This window comes from Bradyrhizobium sp. Ai1a-2 (assembly GCF_000426245.1).
Classification (GTDB): Bacteria; Pseudomonadota; Alphaproteobacteria; order Rhizobiales; family Xanthobacteraceae; genus Bradyrhizobium.
The window spans coordinates 1-19,193 of the sequence record NZ_AUEZ01000062.1 but is presented as its reverse complement, the minus strand read 5'-3'; the positions used below and the strand labels follow the sequence as shown (position 1 = coordinate 19,193).

At 61.4% G+C, this 19,193-nt stretch carries 15 protein-coding genes; 12 read left to right on the top strand and 3 right to left on the bottom strand.

All coding sequences use genetic code 11. From position 1 onward, the window contains the following. Window positions 1-110 precede the first annotated feature (110 nt). From K288_RS0130920 to K288_RS0130905, 4 genes are all read left to right on the top strand, one after another. Window positions 111-1,349, top strand: a complete 1,239-nt coding sequence (locus K288_RS0130920) for an LLM class flavin-dependent oxidoreductase (protein WP_027583032.1) — start codon at window positions 111-113, stop codon at window positions 1,347-1,349. A gap of 214 nt (window positions 1,350-1,563) precedes the next feature. Then, entirely contained in the window at window positions 1,564-2,481 is a 918-nt protein-coding gene (locus tag K288_RS0130915) for a LysR family transcriptional regulator (protein WP_027583031.1), read from the top strand. A 298-nt stretch (window positions 2,482-2,779) separates the two neighbouring features. Then, complete coding sequence (locus tag K288_RS0130910; RefSeq protein ID WP_027583030.1) at window positions 2,780-3,469, top strand: SDR family NAD(P)-dependent oxidoreductase; 690 nt, start codon at window positions 2,780-2,782, stop codon at window positions 3,467-3,469. 150 nt (window positions 3,470-3,619) lie between these two features. Beyond that, the gene (locus K288_RS0130905) at window positions 3,620-4,492 is read left to right on the top strand and encodes an NmrA family NAD(P)-binding protein (protein ID WP_027583029.1); all 873 of its coding nucleotides are present in this window, start codon (window positions 3,620-3,622) and stop codon (window positions 4,490-4,492) included. Window positions 4,493-5,477: 985 nt separating this feature from the next. On the opposite strand, the gene K288_RS0130900 is transcribed toward K288_RS0130905, so the two are convergent. After that, window positions 5,478-6,320, bottom strand: coding sequence for a glucose 1-dehydrogenase (locus K288_RS0130900; protein ID WP_027583028.1), 843 nt, complete (start codon window positions 6,318-6,320; stop codon window positions 5,478-5,480). Window positions 6,321-6,516: 196 nt separating this feature from the next. On the opposite strand from K288_RS0130900, the gene K288_RS0130895 reads away from it, so the two are divergent. The 4 genes from K288_RS0130895 to K288_RS0130880 all read left to right on the top strand — a co-directional run bounded on the left by K288_RS0130895 (window position 6,517) and on the right by K288_RS0130880 (window position 13,190). Then, window positions 6,517-7,479: an HWE histidine kinase domain-containing protein gene (locus K288_RS0130895; RefSeq protein WP_027583027.1), complete on the top strand. Its 963-nt coding sequence runs from the start codon at window positions 6,517-6,519 to the stop codon at window positions 7,477-7,479. A 223-nt stretch (window positions 7,480-7,702) separates the two neighbouring features. Further along, window positions 7,703-9,445, top strand: a complete 1,743-nt coding sequence (locus tag K288_RS0130890) for an EAL domain-containing protein (protein ID WP_201449748.1) — start codon at window positions 7,703-7,705, stop codon at window positions 9,443-9,445. Between the two features lie 124 nt (window positions 9,446-9,569). Next, window positions 9,570-12,671 (top strand): EAL domain-containing protein, encoded by a 3,102-nt coding sequence (locus tag K288_RS47070; protein WP_084799831.1) that lies wholly within the window; start codon window positions 9,570-9,572, stop codon window positions 12,669-12,671. Between the two features lie 114 nt (window positions 12,672-12,785). Continuing rightward, window positions 12,786-13,190, top strand: a complete 405-nt coding sequence (locus K288_RS0130880; protein ID WP_027583025.1) for a YccF domain-containing protein — start codon at window positions 12,786-12,788, stop codon at window positions 13,188-13,190. A gap of 95 nt (window positions 13,191-13,285) precedes the next feature. Here the strand turns inward: K288_RS0130880 and K288_RS0130875 are convergent, their stop codons facing one another. Further along, complete coding sequence (locus tag K288_RS0130875; RefSeq protein ID WP_027583024.1) at window positions 13,286-14,371, bottom strand: LLM class flavin-dependent oxidoreductase; 1,086 nt, start codon at window positions 14,369-14,371, stop codon at window positions 13,286-13,288. Between the two features lie 349 nt (window positions 14,372-14,720). Here K288_RS0130875 and K288_RS0130870 point away from each other — a divergent pair, with 349 nt between their 5' ends. Continuing rightward, window positions 14,721-15,647 (top strand): HNH endonuclease signature motif containing protein, encoded by a 927-nt coding sequence (locus tag K288_RS0130870; RefSeq protein ID WP_027583023.1) that lies wholly within the window; start codon window positions 14,721-14,723, stop codon window positions 15,645-15,647. Window positions 15,648-15,731: 84 nt separating this feature from the next. Here the strand turns inward: K288_RS0130870 and K288_RS0130865 are convergent, their stop codons facing one another. Continuing rightward, window positions 15,732-16,052 carry a hypothetical protein gene (locus tag K288_RS0130865; RefSeq protein WP_027583022.1) on the bottom strand — a complete coding sequence of 107 codons (321 nt, stop codon included), beginning with the start codon at window positions 16,050-16,052 and terminating at the stop codon, window positions 15,732-15,734. 113 nt (window positions 16,053-16,165) lie between these two features. Here K288_RS0130865 and K288_RS0130860 point away from each other — a divergent pair, with 113 nt between their 5' ends. Genes K288_RS0130860 through K288_RS0130850 form a run of 3 tightly spaced genes read left to right on the top strand, consistent with a single transcriptional unit; the run spans window position 16,166 to window position 18,926 of the window. Next, a complete protein-coding gene (locus K288_RS0130860; RefSeq protein WP_043161189.1) occupies window positions 16,166-17,734 on the top strand; it encodes a recombinase family protein in 1,569 nt (522 codons plus the stop codon). Then, window positions 17,731-18,645 carry a plasmid partitioning protein RepB C-terminal domain-containing protein gene (locus tag K288_RS0130855; RefSeq protein WP_043161186.1) on the top strand — a complete coding sequence of 305 codons (915 nt, stop codon included), beginning with the start codon at window positions 17,731-17,733 and terminating at the stop codon, window positions 18,643-18,645. Before K288_RS0130860 ends, K288_RS0130855 begins: the two co-directional genes overlap by 4 nt. Next, window positions 18,642-18,926, top strand: a complete 285-nt coding sequence (locus K288_RS0130850) for a hypothetical protein (protein ID WP_027583019.1) — start codon at window positions 18,642-18,644, stop codon at window positions 18,924-18,926. Before K288_RS0130855 ends, K288_RS0130850 begins: the two co-directional genes overlap by 4 nt. Window positions 18,927-19,193 lie beyond the last annotated feature (267 nt).

Here is a 19,193-nt window from a genome sequence, read left to right as displayed (position 1 = left end):
CCGCCCTACGACCATGCACGGCGCGCGGGCTCGAAGCATTGCGTCGCTCCTGTCCTGCCCGTAGGCTGGTGCCACGCTCACGACAACAATAATCCTGGAGAGAACACCCTATGGCGCGCCTGAAATTCGGAGCCTTCCTCGCCCCGCATCACCCGATCGGCGAGCATCCGCTGCTGCAATTCCGCCGCGACCTCGATTTCGTCCAGCAGCTCGACGAGCTCGGCTATGACGAGTTCTGGTGCGGCGAGCATCACTCCTCGGGCTGGGAGATGATCGCCTCGCCGGAGATGTTCCTGGCCGCCGCCGGCGAGCGCACCAAGCGGATCAAGCTCGGCACCGGCGTGATCTCGCTGCCCTATCACCATCCGTTCAACGTCGCCCAGCGCATGGTGCAGCTCGACTACATGACCGGCGGCCGCGCCATTTTCGGCTCCGGCCCCGGCGCGCTGGCTTCCGACGCGCACACGCTCGGCATCGACCCGATGACACAGCGCGACCGCCAGGACGAAGCAATCGCGGTGATCCGCCGCCTGTTCAACGGCGAGCGCGTCACCGCAAAGAGCGACTGGTTCGTGATGAACGACGCCGCACTGCAGATCCTGCCGTTGCAGGAGGACATGCCGTTCGTGGTCGCTTCGCAGATCTCGCCCTCGGGCATGACGCTCGCCGGCAAATACGGCATCGGCATCATCTCGCTCGGCTCGATGTCGACCCAGGGCCTGATGGCGCTGCCGCAGCAATGGCAATTCGCCGAGGACGCCGCCAAGAAGGCCGGCACCACCGTGAGCCGGTCGAACTGGCGGGTGCTGCTGTCCTGGCACATCGCCGAGACGCGCGAGCAGGCACGCCGCGAGGCCGGCGCCGGGCTGATGCGCTGGCACAACGAATATAATGTCGGCACCCTGATGCGGCCCGGGCTGACCGCCTTCTCCTCGCCGGATGAGGCCGTCGACAAGACCGCGTTCGTGGAGGGCGCCGCCTCCACCATCGGCACGCCCGACGACCTCGTGAAGATGATCAAGAACCTGGTGCAGGTCTCCGGCGGCGTCGGGACCATCGTCGGCTTCGCCCATGACTGGGCCAATCCGGAAAACACAAGGCGAAGCTGGGACATGGTGGCGCGCTATGTGATCCCCGAGATCAACGGCTATATCGACGGCCTGCGCAAGTCGCAGAAATTCGTGATCGAGAACCGCGCCATCTTCGAACGCGCCGGCCAGGCCGTGATGGCCAAGATCATGGAGAACGACAAAGCCGCGGCCGCGCTCGCGCATACCGGCCCCGGCCGCGTCGCGATCCCCGCCGTCAACGCCCCCGATCTGCAGGAAGCAGCCAAGCGGAAGGCGTGAGAGAAATTTGCTTCACCTCTCCCGCTTGCGGCAGAGGTCGCTGCGCTCGAAGAGCGTAGCGGGTGAGGGCTCCCTCCACTCAAAGAGCGTCAATCGCGGAGGCACCCTCACCCCGGCCCTCTCCCGCAAGCGGGAGAGGAAGCATAAGCGCCTGCGCTATTGATCAAGTGACACTCACGCTCCATCATTGCTGACGCAACGTCATGGTGGAGCCATGCCCTTCGACGGCCGCCTGTTGGCGGGAATAAGCGTATTGGCGGCGGTGGTGCAGACCAGGAGCTTTGCCCGCGCCGCCGATACGCTCGGCATCACCGCCTCCGGCGTCAGCCGCGCGGTGGCGCGGCTCGAGGCGCGGGTCGGCGTTCGCCTGTTCGACCGGACCACGCGCTCGGTGGCGCTGACCGACGAAGGCCGCCGCTTCTATGAACAGGTGGCGCCGCTCCTGGCCGGGATCGAGGATGCCGCGAGCACCGCGTCGGGATCATCAGGCGTGGTCCGCGGCCGACTGCGCGTCGACATCGATCCGTATTTCTCGCGGATGATCCTGTCGGGCCACATCGGCGGCTTCCTGCGCCAGCATCCGGAGCTGACGCTGGAATTGATCACGCGCGAGCATGTCGGCGATCTCGTCGCCGATGGCATCGACGTTGCGATGCGCTTCGGCGAGCTTCCCGCCGGCACGCTGATCGCGCGCAAATTGCTGGAGACGCGTGTGCTGACCGTCGCCTCACCCGGCTACCTCAAGAAGCACGGCCGTCCCAAGCATCCCGCTGAACTGCAGGATCATTCCTGCATCCAGTTCATCGACCCGCTGTCCGGGCGTCTCTTCGAATGGGAATTTCATGCAGGCAAGAAAGTGCTGCCGGTGAAGACCTCGGGTACGCTGGTGCTCACCGATGTCGGCACCATGATCAACGAATGCCTCGCCGGCACCGGCATCGCACAGGTGCTCGGCATCGGCGTCCAGCCGCTGCTGGACTCGGGCCGGCTGATCGAGTTGTTTCCGGACTGGCCGGGCGAAACCTTTCCACTCTACGCGCTGCATCCCTCGCGGCACCATCCGCCGGCGAAAGTCCGCGCCTTCATCGAATTCGCGCTCAAGGCCGCGCAGACGAGGACGAAAGCGCGATAATTCAGTCAAGCTGCCGGCCACGAACTCCTTCACCTCTCCCGCTTGCGGGGGAGGTCGGCGCGTAGCGTCGGGCGGGGGCTCTCTCCGCACACGGGGACAGCGTGAATCGCGGAGACAGCCCCCACCCCGGCCCTCCCCCGCAAGCGGGAGAGGGAGTTGCATCGCTATGGCCCAAGTCGATCTCGTCCATTGACGATCTCTAGTCATCAATCCCCTGACACATCCGCACTGGGATCATCAGTGTCGCGGTGAGAGAGTCCGTCCAGCAGATCAAACGATCTCGAAAAGGACCTCTCTCATGGCAACCAGGAAAACCGTTCTCATCATCGGCGCCTCGCGCGGGCTTGGTCTTGCGCTCGCCGAGGAATATTGCGGCCGCGACTATCAGGTGACCGCCACCGTGCGCGCACCGTCGGCAGCGCTGGACGATCTTGCGGAGCGCTTTCCCGTAAGCCTCGAGATCGAGACCCTCGACACCACCGATCCGGCGTCCATCAAGAAGCTGAAGGAGCGCCTCGGGACTCGCATCATCGACACCCTGCTCGTCAATGCCGGCATCTGCCTTGCGCACGAGAACACGCCGATCGATGCTGATGTCGAGGACTTCGTTGCAATGATGGTGACCAACGCGCTGTCGCCGATGCGCGTGGTCGAAACCTTCGAGGACCAGGTGCCGCCGCGTGGCGTCATCGCGGTGATATCATCGGAGCTTGGCAGCATCGCCACCAATCGCGGCTTCTGGGAACTCTACAGCTCAAGCAAGGCCGCGCTCAACATGCTGATGAAATGCTTCAGCCAGCGGCATGCCGGCGATCCCCGCGCAATGCTGCTGATCGCGCCAGGATGGGTGCGGACCGAAATGGGCGGCAGCGAGGCCAAGCTCTCGATCGAGGAAAGCATCCCGCTGGTCGTCACCGCGATGGAAGCCCGCGCTGGCAAGCCCGGCCTGAAGTTCATGGACCGGCACGGCGACCGCCTGCCCTGGTAGCCGCCTTCATGCAACCACGTAGCCCGGGTGAAGCGCAGCGTAACCCGGGTAACCAGCCGCCGCGTAACACCATCCCCGGGTTGCGCTGCGCTTCACCCGCGCTACGGGTCGTGCGGCCGCGGCGCTCATATCAGGCAAAAGGAGAGAGACATGTACACCATTATGGGAGTCACGGGAAAAGTCGGCGGCGCCACCGCACGCGCGCTGCTCGCACAGGGCAAGCGGCCGCGGGTCGTCGTGCGGGATCGCACCAAGGGCGCGAGCTGGGCCGCGCTGGGCTGCGAGGTCGCGATCGCCGATCTCGATGATGCCGAGGCGCTGGGCCACGCCTTCGCGGGTGTGGAAGCCGCGTTTGTGATGCTGCCGCCGCTGTTCGATCCCTCGCCCGATTGGCGCGAGGCCAAAGCGATGATCGATACGCTGCGCGCGGCGCTGACGCGCGGCGCGCCCAAACGCGTGGTGGCACTCTCGACGATCGGCGCCGATGTCGAGCGGCCGAACCTGCTCAGCCAGCTCGGCTTGCTCGAACGCGCACTGTCGACGCTTGCCATGCCGGTGACGTTCCTTCGCGCCGCCTGGTTCATGGAGAACGCGGCATTCGATCTCGCCTCGGCCCGGGATCAGGGCGTCATCAGAAGCTATCTGCAACCGCTCGATCGCGCGGTGCCGATGGTCGCCACCGCCGATATCGGTAGCACCATCGCCGATCTCTTGCAGCAGGAGGGAAGCGGCGTCCGCGTCGTCGAGCTCGAATCCGCAGAGCGCGTCAGCCCCATAGCCATCGCAGCGGCGTTCTCGAAGGCGCTGGGCAAGCCAGTCAAGGCTGAGGCAGTGCCGCGCGAGCAATGGGAGGCGATCTTTCGCGCGCAGGGCATGCGCAATCCCCTGCCGAGAACGCAGATGATCGATGGCTTCAACGAGGGCTGGATCGACTTTGCGGACAAAGGCGCCAATGCCCGCAAAGGCTCGGTGTCGATCGACACTGCAATCGCCGCGCTGGTCAAGGGCAATACCGTGGCATGAGCTGTCCGTCACTGCGAGCGCTAGCGAAGCAATGACGATGTGGATGGTTTGGGTGCGACATAGCAACCCGACGGGCAAATCAGGCCAAAAGTCTGTCCACCCCTTCCGCGAAAAACATTCCGCTTCCGTCGTCGGGCAAATCAGTGATTTAACTCCGCGCATCTCACCCGGATGAGGGGCGGCTCGCGATCGTCACGAACGTTGCGGTGAGATGCGGTGGACGCGATGCGTGCGACTGACGAGCGCATGTCACGCGGACGGCGAAGTCGTGTGGTCCTGGCGCCCCGACGCTGGCGCTAAGTCCTGGGGGATGGAAACATCCCTAAGGGTGACGGTGGCAAAAGAGCCCGGTCACCGGGGAGAGCACGAAGTAAGTCGTAACACCATCGCGCAGGGAAAGCCGGAATGCTTCGGTTGAACCTGTGGTCCTACCCCCGTGCTTTTGTTGCACGGGACCCACGGGTGCAACCAGCACCCGGCTTTCCCTGCGCCCTCTGATTTCGAGGAGGGTGAAAAGTGATGCAAAGCTCGGGCAACGCATGCCGCGAGAACGCGGACTCGTATCCCTCACGAACTCCATCGTCATGCCCCGCGCAGGCGGGGCATCCAGTACCCGGCGACCTCTCTGCTCAAGCACTGCGGTCTCTGGAATACTGGATCGTCCGCCTTCGCGGACGATGACAGCGGAGAGCTGTTTGAAATTTGAATCAGATCTCTCCCCGCGTCGTCCCGGGCTTGCGCGCCGCGGCGAAGCCTCTTGGCGTAGCTGGGACCCGGGACCCATAACCACAGGGAGCTGTCGTGTGCTCCGCTGCAACTGCTTGCTCGCCCCACAACTCCTCCCTGTGGTTATGGGTCCCCGCTTTCGCGGGGACGACACCGGTGTGAGGCGCGAGAGAATCCGAAGGTGGGCAAAGCGCGCGTGCCCACCCCACGCCAAGACGCCCTCCTCAGGATGAAGGGCTGCCAGACCCGCCTCCCGTCGCTACCCCGCGCCCTGGTCAAACGCCTTGCGGAGCACGACGTAGCCCTGCTGCTGCTGGGTCCAGTTGCGACCGCCGGTGATGGCGCCGTCGATGACGAGGTCGTGGCCGTTGATGAAGGAGGATTCGTCGCTGGCGAGGAACACGGCGGCATGAGCGATGTCGTCGGGCAGGCCGGCGCGCGGGATCGGCTGCGCGGTCTTGTAGACCTCACGCATGACGGCCGGCGTCTTCTCCGCGGCGTCGGTCGACAATCCCAGCGCCTTGCCGAAGATGCCGGTCGCGATCGCGCCGGGAGAGATCGAGTTGACGCGGATGCCGGACTCGCCGAGCTCCATCGCCACGCATTTGGTCAGATGGATCACTGCGGCCTTCGCCGCGCCATAGACCACCGATGAGGAGAAGCCGGCAAGCCGTCCGGCGATGCTGCCGTTGTTGATGATGCTGCCGGAGCCCTGCTTCTTCATGTGCGGCGCGACATGCTTCATGCCGAGCATGACGCTGCGCACCAGCGTCGCCATCGCTGTATCGAAGCGGTCAACCTCCAATCCCTCGATGCCGCCGGTCTGCGCCGGACCGCCGGCATTGTTGAAGAGGCAGTCGACCTTACCGAATTTGTCCAGCGTGAGGGCAATCAGCGCCTTCATCTGCTCTTCCACGGTGACGTCGGTCTGGCGGAAGATGCAGTTGGCGCCAAGCGCCTTGGCCAAGGCTTCGCCTTCGGCGATGCGGCGCCCGGCGATGACGACCTTCGCACCCTCGGCGACGAAAATCTCCGCCGTGCGCAGGCCGATGCCGCTCGTGGCGCCCGTGATCACCGCGACTTTGCCGTCCAACCGTCCCATATCGTTAATCCCTTTAAGCTGTCAGTCGAATTAGATGGAGTGGGATATTCCTGCCACAGGCGGAACAAGGCAAGCGGACTGTTCGGTGAACAATGCCGCCGGCTGTGGCCTGCGGCCCTCTGCCGGCCACAAATCGCGGCTTACCCGTCGGTTCGGCCTTATTTTGGATTCGCTGATCACCTGAAGTGACAATGCCATGAAGAGATTGATCGACGAGTTCAGGTGCGGCTGGCGCGGGGACGCCCCGCCGTCGCTCGCGCTCGGCCTCGGCTTTGCGATCATCTGCCTGGCGCTGGCGACTGGGGTCCGCTGGGGCCTGTCCCAGCTTCGCCCGGACGTGTTCTTCACGCCATACTTTCCGGCGGTGTTCTTCGCCGGCGCCTTCGGGGGATTTCGCATCGGAGTTCTGACCGCGTTTGTAAGCGGCGTGCTCGGCCTCGCCCTCAATTTCGGCACCACGGTCACCGATCCGACGCGGATCGCGTTGCTTCTGATGTTCTGGGTGGTTTGCGGCCTCACGATCTGGGGCGTCGAGCACTACCGCTCGATCGTCGCCGAGCAGCAGACGATCGCCAAACGTCTGATCGGCGAGCAGGACTACCGCAAGCTCGTGGTCGACGAATTGCAGCACCGGTTGAAGAACAAGTCCTCCACCATTCACGCCGTGCTGCACCAGGCGCTGCAGGACCAGCCGCAGATCTGGAGCCGCATCGATCATCGCATCCGCGCGCTGTCGGCGACCGACGACCTGATCGCGAAGGTTGACGGCAACGGATGCGACATCCAGGACCTCCTGATCTCCGAGCTTGGTCCCTACGGCCATGTCCGCTTCAACCTGAACGGCGATCGCCTGTTCCTGCCGGCCAAGCTCGCGGTGAGTCTGGCCTTGATCTTTCATGAGCTCGCCACCAATGCCGGCAAGTACGGCGCGTTTTCCTCCGCGCGCGGCTTCCTGCAGGTATCATGGTCGGTGTCCGACGATCGTCTCACCATCACCTGGGACGAGACCGAGGGACCGGCCGTGGAAAAGATCGGCGAGCCGGGTTTCGGCACCAGGCTGCTGAAATCGGCGCTGCGACCATTCGACGGCAAGACCGACGTCAGTTATCTCAAGACCGGTATTCACTGTACCATGCAGTGCCGGATTCCCGCGGCGTGAGCAGGCTTTTTTGCGCTTCGCTCCGAAGCGAAGGCGAAACGAAAGACAGCCGCAAGCACTCGATGATCGGGTTGACGCTCTGTTAATGACGATTGCGGCGGCGGCTGTTGAAATCTCCTATCGACACAGATGTCGCGGTTTTTCTCAGTTCCACTTAACCAAAACTACAAGGGACTTTGCCAAGTTCGCGCGCATGCACAGTCCCGTACAACACGACTTTCAGATGGCCACGGCGGTGGCCACAAATGAGAGCGAACTTCATTCCGAATTGCAGATTCTGCGTGATGTCGTCAGGCTGCTACCTGCGGGCGTCACGGTCCAGGACGAGCAGGGCAACTTCCTCGTCGTTAATGATGCCGCGGCGACGCGCCTCCAGCTGGCCAGCGATGCAATGACCTCGCAACTGGACGCGCGCCGCGAGACCTGTCTCGAATTGCTACGCAGCGGCCGCTCCGCCGTGCTGGAGGAAGCAGTTGCTTCCGGCGCGACCAGGCAGGTGTTCCTCACCGCGCATCGGCCGGTGCAGATCGCCGACCGCAATCTGTTGCTGTCGACCTCCGCCGACATCACCGAGCAGAAGGCGTTCGAGGATCAGCTGTTCCGTTCCGCCTATTATGACGAACTGACCGGCCTGCCGACGCGCCGCGTGATCGAGCACCGCGTCAACAGCCTGCTGCGCCGCGACGACGCAAACAGCCATTTCGCGCTCGCCTTTCTCGACATCGACAATTTCAAGCACATCAATGACTACTACGGCCACGCCATCGGCGACGCGCTGCTGGTGGAGATGACCCGGCGGCTTGGCCTCTCCTTGCGCGAAACCGACCTCCTGTCGCGCATCTCCGGCGATGAATTCCTGCTGCTGCTCAACCCGATCCAGACCGAGCAGGAGGTCGCCGACTACATCGAATTCATGCTGCAGCGATTGAAGGCGCCGTTCTTCATCGACCAGTCGGAGATCTTCGCCTCCACCTCGATCGGCGTGAGCCTTTATCCAAAGCACGGCCGAAGCTACGACGAGCTGCGCCAGAACGCCGACATCGCGATGTACCGGGTCAAGAACGGTGGCAAGGGCGCCGCGGCCTTCTTCGACGCCAGCATGGAAGTCGAGGCCATTGCGCGGATGAAGATCGAGCAGTCGCTGCGGCTCGCGATCCTGGAGAAGCGCTTCTGCTGCGCTTTCCAGGCCAAGGTGGATCTCAGGACACGTGAAGTCAGGGGCATCGAGGCGCTGGTGCGGTTGCGCGACAATGAGGGCGTGATCCAGGCGCCCGGCACTTTCGTCAACCTCGCCGTCGAGCTCGGGCTGATCGATGAACTGACCCATCTGGTGCTGGCGGAGATCGTGAAATCGATCGACCTGATCAACGACACGTTTGGTCCTCACGCCTCCATCAGCATCAATGTCGCCGCCAAGCAGGCCGCCAATCCCGAATTCATGCGCTCGTTCGCCCGCGCGCTCGAGGAGACGGGATTCCCGGAGCGCTTCATGATCGAGGTGACAGAAGACGCCTTCGTCACCAAGTCGCATTTCCAGGACGAGATCCTGCCGATACTGCGCGGGATCGGCGTCGGGATCTCGATCGACGATTTCGGCATCGGCTATTCGTCGCTGTCGGCACTCGCGGACATCACCGCCGACGAGATCAAGATCGACCGCTCCTTCATCACCGACATTCATCAGCGCCCGCGCAGCCAGGGCATCCTGCGCGCGATCGAATCCTTGAGCGAGGCGCTCGGCATGACCGTGATCGCGGAAGGCATCGAATCCCACGAGGAGCTCACCTACCTGCAGGCGGCGACCAAGATCCGCTACGCCCAGGGCTACTACTTCTCGAGACCGATCTTCCTGGACGACCTCAAGCCGTCGATGCCGCTGACAAGCGAATCGCGGGCTCAGCTGGCGAGCCGGGCGATGCAGGAGGCGCGTCCGGCCTACTCTCGAACCAACAGGTATCGGCGCTGAAGACCGACGTCCCTACAACCATTGCGAGGAAATATTGCACGACCCCGATTAAGCGTAGAGTAACCGGATTTCCTAACCGCTTGTGGTAATTTTGCGTTGTATGCCTGCCTCCCGGGAATCGGGAATGCGCAATCCTTCAAAGCACATCCATAGGGTCATTCTTCGCGCCAAGGTTTTCCGCCGCCACTTCGCCGCGACGATCCGCGGCCCGGTGCTGTGGCTGACGCTCTGCGGCGGACTGCTGGTGACCGCGATCTTTGCCGGCACCATCCTGATGGTCGGCCAGTTCCGTGAGCGCGCTCTCCACAACAGCGAGCGCGAGCTGGAAAACACGGTGCTGATGCTGACACGCCACTTCGACCAGCAGTTCGAAGACTCCGCGACGATCGCTTCCGACCTGATCTCGCAATTGCGGATTCCGGAGCTTGCCTCCCCGGAAGCGTTCAAGGAACGGATGTCGACCGCCGAAGCACACAACGTGCTGAGATCGAAAAGCCTGTCCTATCTCGGCGACGTCTCGCTGTTCGACACCGACGGGCACCTGATCACCTGGTCCGGACCGCTCCCGGTGCCGAAGCTCGACATATCCGAGCGCGCCTACTTCAAGAGGTTCAAATCGAACCCGGCAACGGAGCCCGTACTCGCTGAGGCGGTTCGCAGCTATCGCAACGGCAAACTGAATACCGTGATCGCCCACCGCCTGACCGGGTCCGCCGGAAGCTTTCTCGGGATCATGACACGGCGCATCGATCCGGTGAACTATGAGAAGTTCTTTGCTTCCATAGCCCCGGGCGAGAGCGCCACCATCGCCCTGTTTCACGCCGACGGGACCTTGCTCGCCCGCCATCCGCGCATCGACGAGATGATCGGACGGAATTTCGCCTCCGCCCCGCTGATGCGACAGGTGCTGGCGAATGGAGGCCGGCATACCCTACGCGTCGAAAGCCCGGTCGATGGAATGAAGCGGCTGGGTTCGGCGGCGCTGCTGGGCCATTTCCCGGCGGTCGTGGTCGCAACCAACACCGTCGCCGCGGCACTTGCCGACTGGCATGCGCAGACCAAATTCCTGGTCGTCGCAGCGGCGCTCGCCGCCCTCGTGGTCGCGAGCGTGCTGTTCCTGATCATCCGCGAGATCAACAAGCAGAACCGGCAGGCGCGGCAGCGGCTGAAGGCCGAACGGCAGCGGCTCGATACGGCGCTGAACAACATGATCCAGGGACTGGTGCAGTACGACGCCGCCAGCTGCATCGTCACCTTCAATCGTCGCTACCTCGACATGTTCCCGCTCTCGACCGAAGTCATGAAGCCGGGATGCCATTTCCGCGATCTGATGCTCCACCGTCAGATCCGACGATTGTTCGACGGCGACGTCGACGAATTCTGCACCGCGGTCATGAACAATATCGCGCAAGGCCGGGTTGATCGCCGACTGATGGGTTGCGCGGACGGCCGCTGGTTCTCGGCCATCAGCACGCCGCTCAAGCACGGCGGATGGATCACCACCGTGGAGGACATCACCGAGCGCTGCCGGCTGGAGCAGGAGCGCGACCGGAACTACGCGTTCCTGCGCGAGATCATCGATCACATCCCCTCGCAGATAACCGTCAAAGATGCGCGCGACCGGCGCTATCTGCTGGTCAACCGGGTCGCCGAGGAGCAGTTCGGCATCTCACGCGACCTGATCGTCGGCCAGACCGCATTCGATGTCTTTCCGGCCACCTCCGCCCGGATCATCACCGCGGACGACGAAAGGCTGCTGGGATCCGCCACCGGCTTCTACAGGGACGAACACCTCTGGAAGACCCAGGCGAAGGGCGAGCGCTACATCACCTCGAAACGCATCGGGATACGCGATCAGACCGGCGCGACGCGCTATATCATCAACGTGGTCGAGGACGTAACCGAACGCAAGCTCGCGAATGAAAGGATCACCTATCTTGCGCATTACGATGCGCTGACCGACCTGCCGAACCGTGTGCTGTTCCGGGCGCAGATCGCGCGCGAGCTCGAAAGGGCGACGCGCGGCGAACGGTTCGCATTGCTCTACATCGATATCGACGAGTTCAAGGCCATCAACGACTCGCTTGGCCATCATGTCGGCGACGAATTGCTGAAGACGGTGGCCGCACGAATCAAGGCGTGCCTCAAGCCTGGCGACTTGATCGCCCGGCTTGGCGGCGACGAATTCGCTGTCATCCAGACCGCCGTCGACGCAACCAGGGATGTCGCGGACTTCGTGACGCAGATCCATGGCGCGATCCGGCGGCCTTGCGACTGCCTCGGCCACCATCTCTCCACCGACGCCAGCATCGGCATTGCGCTGGCGCCGCAGGACGGCACCGAGCTTGACCAGTTGATCAAGCATGCGGACCTGGCGATGTACGCTGCCAAGGCAAGCGGGCGCCGGACCCATCGCTTCTTCGAGCCGGCGATGGACGAGAGCGCCCAGGCCCGCCTCACCATGGAGCAGGACCTGCGGCAAGCCATGTTCGATGGCGGCTTCGAGATCCACTATCAGCCGCTCCTGGACTTGAGAACCAATCAGGTGGCGGGCTGCGAGGCGCTATTGCGCTGGCGCCATCCGGAGCGCGGCATGGTCTCCCCCGCCGAATTCATCCCCGTGGCGGAGGACACCGGAATGATCAACGAGCTCGGCGATTGGGTGATGCGCACGGCCTGCACGGAAGCGGCCGCCTGGCCGTCTCACATCCGGCTCGCCGTCAACGTCTCGCCAGTCCAGCTCAAATGCGACACGCTGGCGTTGCGGATCACGGGCGCGCTCGCCGCCTCCGGCCTCGCGCCCGATCGGCTGGAGATCGAAATCACGGAGGCGGTGCTGATCAGGGACGACGAAGCCGCTCTCGCGATCCTGCACCAGCTCCGCGCCATCGGCGTGCGCATCGCGCTGGACGATTTCGGCACCGGCTATTCCTCCCTGAGCTACCTGAAGCGGTTTCCGTTCGACAAGATCAAGATCGACCGGTGCTTCGTCAGCGACATCGAGGTCGACGGTTCCTCGGCCATCGTCCAGGCGGTGGTGAATATCGCCGCGTCGCGCAACATGACCACCACTGCCGAGGGCGTCGAAACCGAGCAGCAGCGGAAACTATTGCGCGAACTGGGCTGCACGCAGATGCAGGGCTTCCTGTTCAGCGCGCCGAAGCCGGCATCAGAGATCAGGCGTTTGCTCGACATGGACCAGGCGACGGCGCGGGTTTCGGCCTGAACTCGCGCGATCGCCGATCGGGCGGCTATCTTGCGCGACGACGATGGCGTATAAATATGGGGAGCGAGCCCGGCCATGAGGCAATCTGGCCATGAGGCAATGTCGAGCGAACCCATGTCTCCTCTTTCCATCCTCCTCAATGTGCTCTGGATCCTGATCGGCGGCGCGTGGATGGCGTTTGGCTGGCTTGTCGCCGCGATCATCATGGCGATCACCATCATCGGCCTGCCCTGGGCGCGCGCGGCCTTCAACATCGCCGTCTACACCCTGCTGCCGTTCGGCTCGCGGGCGGCGCGCCGCGACGAAATCACCGGCGTGAGCGACGTCGGGACCGGCCCGCTCGGGCTGATCGGCAATCTGATCTGGTTCGTGCTCGCGGGCTGGTGGCTTGCGCTCGGTCACCTGCTCACGGCGATCATCTGGGCGGTCACCATCATCGGCCTGCCGTTTGCCTGGGCGCATCTCAAGCTTGCCGGCATCGCGCTGTGGCCGATCGGCAAGACGATCGTGCCTGCCTGAGTTGCGCCGCTAAAGCGTTTTCGAGCGAAGTGGATACCGGTTCGCGTGAAGAAAACGCGTCAAAGCAAGAATCCAGAGATTCAGTTCTGGTTCAATCAGAACCGGACCTCTAGCCGGCCGCGATTGTTTTCAGCCAGGATCGGGCGGATCAGTCGCCCGAAGCGTTCGGCCTCTTCGTCATGCAAATAGCCGGACAGGCAGAAGGAATGGCAGCCGGCATCGATGAATTGCTGCAGCATGTCGGCGCATTGGACGGGATTGCCGACCACGGCAATGCCGGCGCCGGGCCGGACCTTGGTGATGCCCGTCCACAGATGCGGCAGCAGGAGATCGCCATGCTCGCGCGCAAGCTGCTGCACCCGTTGATTGGCGGCTGAATTGTTGTAGAGCGTCTTCATCTCCTGTTTCTGCCGCTCGGTGGCGTGACGCACCAGGTGATCGGCCGCCTCCCACGCGTCGGCTTCGTTCTCGCGGCAGATCACCTGCAGCCGCATGCCAAAACCGATTTCCTGCTCGCGGCCGTGGCTGCGCGCCAGCGTCCTGATCTCGGCGATGTTCTGTGCGATGCGCTCCGGCAGGTCGCCCCAGAACAGATGCACATCGGAATGCTTCGCCGACAATTCCCACGCCTGCCGCGAGCCGCCGCCGAGATAGAATTTCGGGAACGGCTGCTGCAGCGGCCGCGGCCGGATATGCGCACCCGACAGCGTGTGGAACCTGCCCTCGAAATGCACCGGTCCGCGGGTGGTCCACAGCGCCTTCAGGATGGAGACCTCCTCATCCATCAGCGCGTAACGCTCTTCCTTGGCGTAGCGGATACCCTCGGCTTCGACCTCGCTCTCGTTCTGGCCCGCGATCAGGTTGATGCAGATGCGTCCGCCCGACATCTGGTCGAAGGTCGAGATCATCTTGGCGAGCAGCACCGGATTGATGTAGCCGGGACGCGCCGCGATCAACGGCTTGATCCTCGACGATCGCGCCGCCATGAAGGCGCCCGTGATCCAGGCCTCCCAGCACACCGAGCCGACCGGGATCAGCAAATACTCAAAACCCGCGGCTTCGGCAGCCTGCACCACGCGCTCGCAGAGTTCCGGCGAGCCCGCCACCTGGGCTTCCATCAGCCCATAAGCTGTGGTGTCGCCATGCGTCGGCAAATACCAGCCAAATTCGAGCGGGCGCATGGCAAACTCCTTGGACAGACGGCGCTTTTCGCGCGATTCTACCGCCAGTTTACAGCCTGCATCAGGTTGGACAATCGCCCTCAAGGCCGTTGCCGATAGGGGACCAATCAGCTAAATGAACAGGTACTGCACCCGTAGCTCAGCTGGATAGAGCGTTGCCCTCCGAAGCTGGAATAAGAACGGGTATTTCCCTCTGCAAATTAAGGCTTTCCCTGCCTCCGGCGTAGGGTTTTCTGCTGCCAGGCACACGCGGGCCACAGTTCGACTTGAGGACTTTCTCTTTCGAACCCGACATGAGCTATGTCACACTCAGAGGTATGCTCCGATCTGCTCCTCGGTGATTCCCTCTATGGAAGCGGCAACGCTCGACAAATCGATTCGGATTGCTGCCTTTGCGCACGTCCGACGGCTAACCGAGCTCCACTCGCATCTGACATCAACGGAATTGAGACCCGGCTTCGTATTCCAAGGCGAGCGAGTGCCCCTGCTCAACGAGCGCCGCGGCATCTTCAAGCCTCGCCAAATGCAATATCTGCTGTCTATTAAGACCGTCTTTCCTAAGCCGGGAGCTAAGGTTTGGTATGACGATCAAAGGGAAGTTCATCGTCAGATATTCGAAGGTGACGAGACGGTAGATTACGCCTTTATGGGCCAGGATCCCAACTCAGCTGACAACCGCTGGCTAAGGGAGGCATATGAAAACGCCATTCCGATCATATACTTTCTCGGAGTGGCACCGGGACGTTATCAAGCATTTCTTCCGGCATTCATATCGAGCTGGGACAGTCGCTCGTTAAAGGCCGGGGTAGCGTTCGGGTCCGTCGAGCACGGCCTGATCCCGCCATCGGAGGGGCCAGAGCGTAGATACGCGCTTCGGACGATAAAACAACGCTTGCATCAAGCCACCTTCAGAGAGGCGGTGATTGCCGCCTACTGTGGACGGTGCGCCCTTTCAGGACTTCCAGAACCCCTTCTCTTGGACGCTGCTCACATCGTTGCCGACGCCCACGAGCGGCTGGGACAGCCAGTGGTCTCTAACGGGCTTCCTTTGTCTAAGATCCACCATGCTGCCTTCGACGCACATCTGATCGGCATCGACCCGGACGTTGAAATACATGTATCCGAGCGGCTACTGAGCCAAAACGATGGCCCTATGTTGGATGCCCTGAAACAACTGAACGGTCGCCGCATACGCCTTCCCGACCGAATACGGGATCGTCCTGACCGAGATAGATTGGCGGCGCGCTATGAGATCTTCAGATTTGCCTCGACTTAGCAAAGCCTACCCACGCTCCCGAGCCGCTCAATATCAAGGTCGCTTGATGGAAAGCAGGCGGGGTCTACTTGGGGCCTCCATCTCTCACCGCCGCCGAATAATTTCAAGCAGTTCTGCTAGCCGCCGCTCGATGTCCTCGATTCTAGCGCTCATCACGAGCTGATCGCGATCGGCCATTGAAAGCACCGCCATCAAGACGGCATCGCAATGCTTGATGAGCGTAACCAGATGATCTCCGCTCGGACCGTAGTGACCGGCGAACCAATTCTTCACAGTGCGCTCATTGGCTCCTGTCCAAGCCGCTACGATCTTCACATGCGCACTCGTCTTTCCAAGCTCCTCGTTTAGGGCAGATGCAACCCTTGCAGCGAAGATCCTGGAATGGGTTCCATTTTCGCTCATCATTCTGCTCACCAGGAAACATCTTGCCCCTTTTTGGAAACGACATTCCCTTGCCCTGCTTCCTATGATCGCTGAGCCCGGCGGCCGCAACGTGACGGCACAAACAGAGCAATTCGATGGGGCGCCGTTTGATACGTCGACCTTTCAAAGCCGAAGATCGTGATAGCGACATTAAGCGCGCAGCTGCTTACGTCCGCATGTCGACTGACCATCAGAAGTATTCAACCGAAAATCAGCTTGAGACGATTGAAAGATATGCCGCAAGCCGAGGCTTCCAAATTGTCGAGACCTTTGAAGACTCGGGCCGAAGTGGCTTAAGAGTTGATGGCCGAGAAGGCCTCCAACGCCTCATGCGCGAAGTGCAGACTGGGCAAGCCACCTTTTCGGCTATTCTTGTTTACGATGTCAGCCGATGGGGCCGCTTCCAAGACGCAGATGAGGGCGCATATTACGAATATGTCTGCTCTCGCGCCGGAATTCGAGTTCATTATTGCGGCGAACAGTTTGACAATGATGGCAGCATCGGATCTGTCCTGCTTAAGAACGTAAAGCGTGTGATGGCCGGCGAATACAGCCGAGAACTCTCCGTCAAAGTCTTCGCCGGCCAATGCAGACTGGTCGAGTTAGGGTTCCGACAGGGAGGACCTGCTGGGTTTGGCCTCAGGCGTCAGCTGATTGACGAAAATCGCGCGCCGAAAGCGATGCTGAACCGTGGAGATCGAAAAAGCCTTCAGACAGACCGAGTTGTGCTTACCCTCGGGCCGATAGAGGAAGTGGAGCAGGTCCGTCTAATCTATAAGATGTTTGTTGAGCGAGGACTGTCCGAGAAGGAGATTGCCGCACGGCTAAATATGGCCGGCACTCTCACGGATCTAGGGCGTTCTTGGACACGTGCTTCGGTCCATCAGATCCTCACCAACGAAAAATATATCGGAAACAATGTTTTCAACCGCGTCTCGTTCAAGCTCAAGCAGAAGCGCGTTGTAAACAGTCCAGATACCTGGGTTAGAGCGGACGCTGCGTTTCCCTCTGTAGTCAGCCGTGAACTCTTTGAGCGAGCTCGCACGATCATCGATGCTCGTAGCGCTCACTATTCCGATGAAGAACTTTTGGCTCTGCTGCAGGAGGTTCTGAAAGATGAAGGCTATCTTTCTGGGCTTATTATCGACGAGCGAGAGGACATGCCTTCGGCAAGCGCCTATCGGCATCGCTTCGGAAGTCTGATTAGGGCATATAGTCTAATCGGATATATTCCGGATCGAGACTACTCGTATATCGAGGTAAATCGCCGGATAAGGGATACCCATCCCGCAATTGTCACCACCGTAATTCGCGGCTTCGAGCTAGCTGGCGCTCGCATCGCGGTAGATCAAAATCAGCTTCTGACCATAAATGGTCAATTCACGGCAGCCGTCGTGATCGCGCGATCGTGCATTTCTGGTAGCGGATACCGTTGGCATGTGAGGTTTGACACGAGTCTCGTCCCAGATCTTACGATCGCAGTCCGATTGACCACGTCGAACGCAGACATATTGGACTATTACGTCTTTCCTCGACTCGACCTCACGACACCGCCGCTGAAGCTTGCTCAAGACAACGCGCTTCGTTTGGATGCATATCGATTTGACGCGCTAGATTCGCTTTATGCGCTGGCTAGACAGTGCCCCTTTGAGGAGGCCGCATGAATACGCGAAACATAACGGACGGCTCTCGGCTAGAGATCAAGACTATACCGATCAACCAGATTCGCATCCTAAACCCTCGCGCGCGCAACCAGCGAAATTTTCAAGAGATTGTAGAGAGCATAGCGAAGGTTGGCTTGAAACGTCCCATCACGGTTAGCCCGTGCACTTCTGACGGGGGGCCTTATCGATATGACTTGGTATGTGGGCAGGGCCGAATAGAAGCGTTCGTTCAACTAGGTCAGCAAGAGATTCCGTCCATCGTAATTCATGCACAGGAGAGCGACTGTCTCGTTATGAGCTTGGTCGAGAATTGCGCTCGTCGTCAGCACCGTGCAATCGACCTATTAGAGGATATCAGCACTCTACGAGGTCGCGGTTACGATGAAAGGGAGATTGCTGGCAAGATTGGGGTCAGCCCCGACTACGTTCGGATGATCAGCACGCTCCTATCAAAAGGGGAAGAGCGCCTCGTCCACGCGGTCGAAACCGGCATTCTGCCTCTCAACATGGCAATTGAGATCGCCCGATGTGACGACAATGACGTGCAACGCGCTCTGACGCAGGCCTATACCGAAAAGAAGTTGCGAGGCAGAAAATTAGTTGCAGTTAGGCGCGTAATCGAACAGCGCCAAAGGCGCGGCAAGCATCTGCACGGACAGAGTTTTGGACGACAGACTTCCAAGAGGCCCCTTACGAGCGAATCCATGATTCGGGTCTACAGGCAGGAGGCCGATCGCCAGCGCCTATTGATCAAGAAAGCTGAAGTAACTCAGAATCGATTGCTGTTTGTGGTCGAAGCAATCCGAGCCCTGCGCGATGACACCGAGTTCGTCAGACTATTGCAGGCCGAGGACCTCGCGATGATGCCCTCAATATTGCAAGAACGACTCGCGGCGAGGCCAAACCAATGAATGAATACGTAGATCCGGTTGCATTGGGCGAGGTAATGCAGGCCTTTAGCTCAGACACCGTCCATATCGATATCTCTGCGATTCTGCCTGTGCGCGCAATCGGCAAGGCAGTAAAGTCGAGCCGAAAATACCAACAAATTGCTTGTTCTATCAGGGAGATCGGCCTGGTCGAACCACCGGTTGTTTGCCGAGACAAGCAGAGGACAAATTCGTTTCTTTTGCTGGACGGTCACCTTCGGATTGAGGTGCTGTGCCGCGCGGCAATTAGGGTGGAAGCGTAGCGTCAATCAGGATGAGAGAGCGTCGCCGGGCTCGTGACGCAGGGAGGGCGTAGCCCGACCGGAGTTACGAGCCCGGCGACGGCGCGATCCACAGGGGATCGCGCCGTCTGGTGATCGCGGCCGGCTGGTTATGCAAGTGGTTCTTCCGCCAAGAGGAATCACTCGCTTGCCAGGCCGACACATTACCGATCACCAGATGAGGCTCTACATGAAGTACCGTCAGACCGATACCCCGCCAGTGGCGGCCGCCAAGGCGTCGTTCAGTCC

Coding starts and splice junctions, on each gene's coding strand:
- K288_RS0130920 (WP_027583032.1), top strand. CDS start 111: ATGGCGCGCCTGAAATTCGGAGCCTTCCTCGCCCCGCATCACCCGATC.
- K288_RS0130915 (WP_027583031.1), top strand. CDS start 1,564: ATGCCCTTCGACGGCCGCCTGTTGGCGGGAATAAGCGTATTGGCGGCG.
- K288_RS0130910 (WP_027583030.1), top strand. CDS start 2,780: ATGGCAACCAGGAAAACCGTTCTCATCATCGGCGCCTCGCGCGGGCTT.
- K288_RS0130905 (WP_027583029.1), top strand. CDS start 3,620: ATGTACACCATTATGGGAGTCACGGGAAAAGTCGGCGGCGCCACCGCA.
- K288_RS0130900 (WP_027583028.1), bottom strand. CDS start 6,320: ATGGGACGGTTGGACGGCAAAGTCGCGGTGATCACGGGCGCCACGAGC.
- K288_RS0130895 (WP_027583027.1), top strand. CDS start 6,517: ATGAAGAGATTGATCGACGAGTTCAGGTGCGGCTGGCGCGGGGACGCC.
- K288_RS0130890 (WP_201449748.1), top strand. CDS start 7,703: ATGGCCACGGCGGTGGCCACAAATGAGAGCGAACTTCATTCCGAATTG.
- K288_RS47070 (WP_084799831.1), top strand. CDS start 9,570: ATGCGCAATCCTTCAAAGCACATCCATAGGGTCATTCTTCGCGCCAAG.
- K288_RS0130880 (WP_027583025.1), top strand. CDS start 12,786: ATGTCTCCTCTTTCCATCCTCCTCAATGTGCTCTGGATCCTGATCGGC.
- K288_RS0130875 (WP_027583024.1), bottom strand. CDS start 14,371: ATGCGCCCGCTCGAATTTGGCTGGTATTTGCCGACGCATGGCGACACC.
- K288_RS0130870 (WP_027583023.1), top strand. CDS start 14,721: ATGGAAGCGGCAACGCTCGACAAATCGATTCGGATTGCTGCCTTTGCG.
- K288_RS0130865 (WP_027583022.1), bottom strand. CDS start 16,052: ATGATGAGCGAAAATGGAACCCATTCCAGGATCTTCGCTGCAAGGGTT.
- K288_RS0130860 (WP_043161189.1), top strand. CDS start 16,166: ATGGGGCGCCGTTTGATACGTCGACCTTTCAAAGCCGAAGATCGTGAT.
- K288_RS0130855 (WP_043161186.1), top strand. CDS start 17,731: ATGAATACGCGAAACATAACGGACGGCTCTCGGCTAGAGATCAAGACT.
- K288_RS0130850 (WP_027583019.1), top strand. CDS start 18,642: ATGAATGAATACGTAGATCCGGTTGCATTGGGCGAGGTAATGCAGGCC.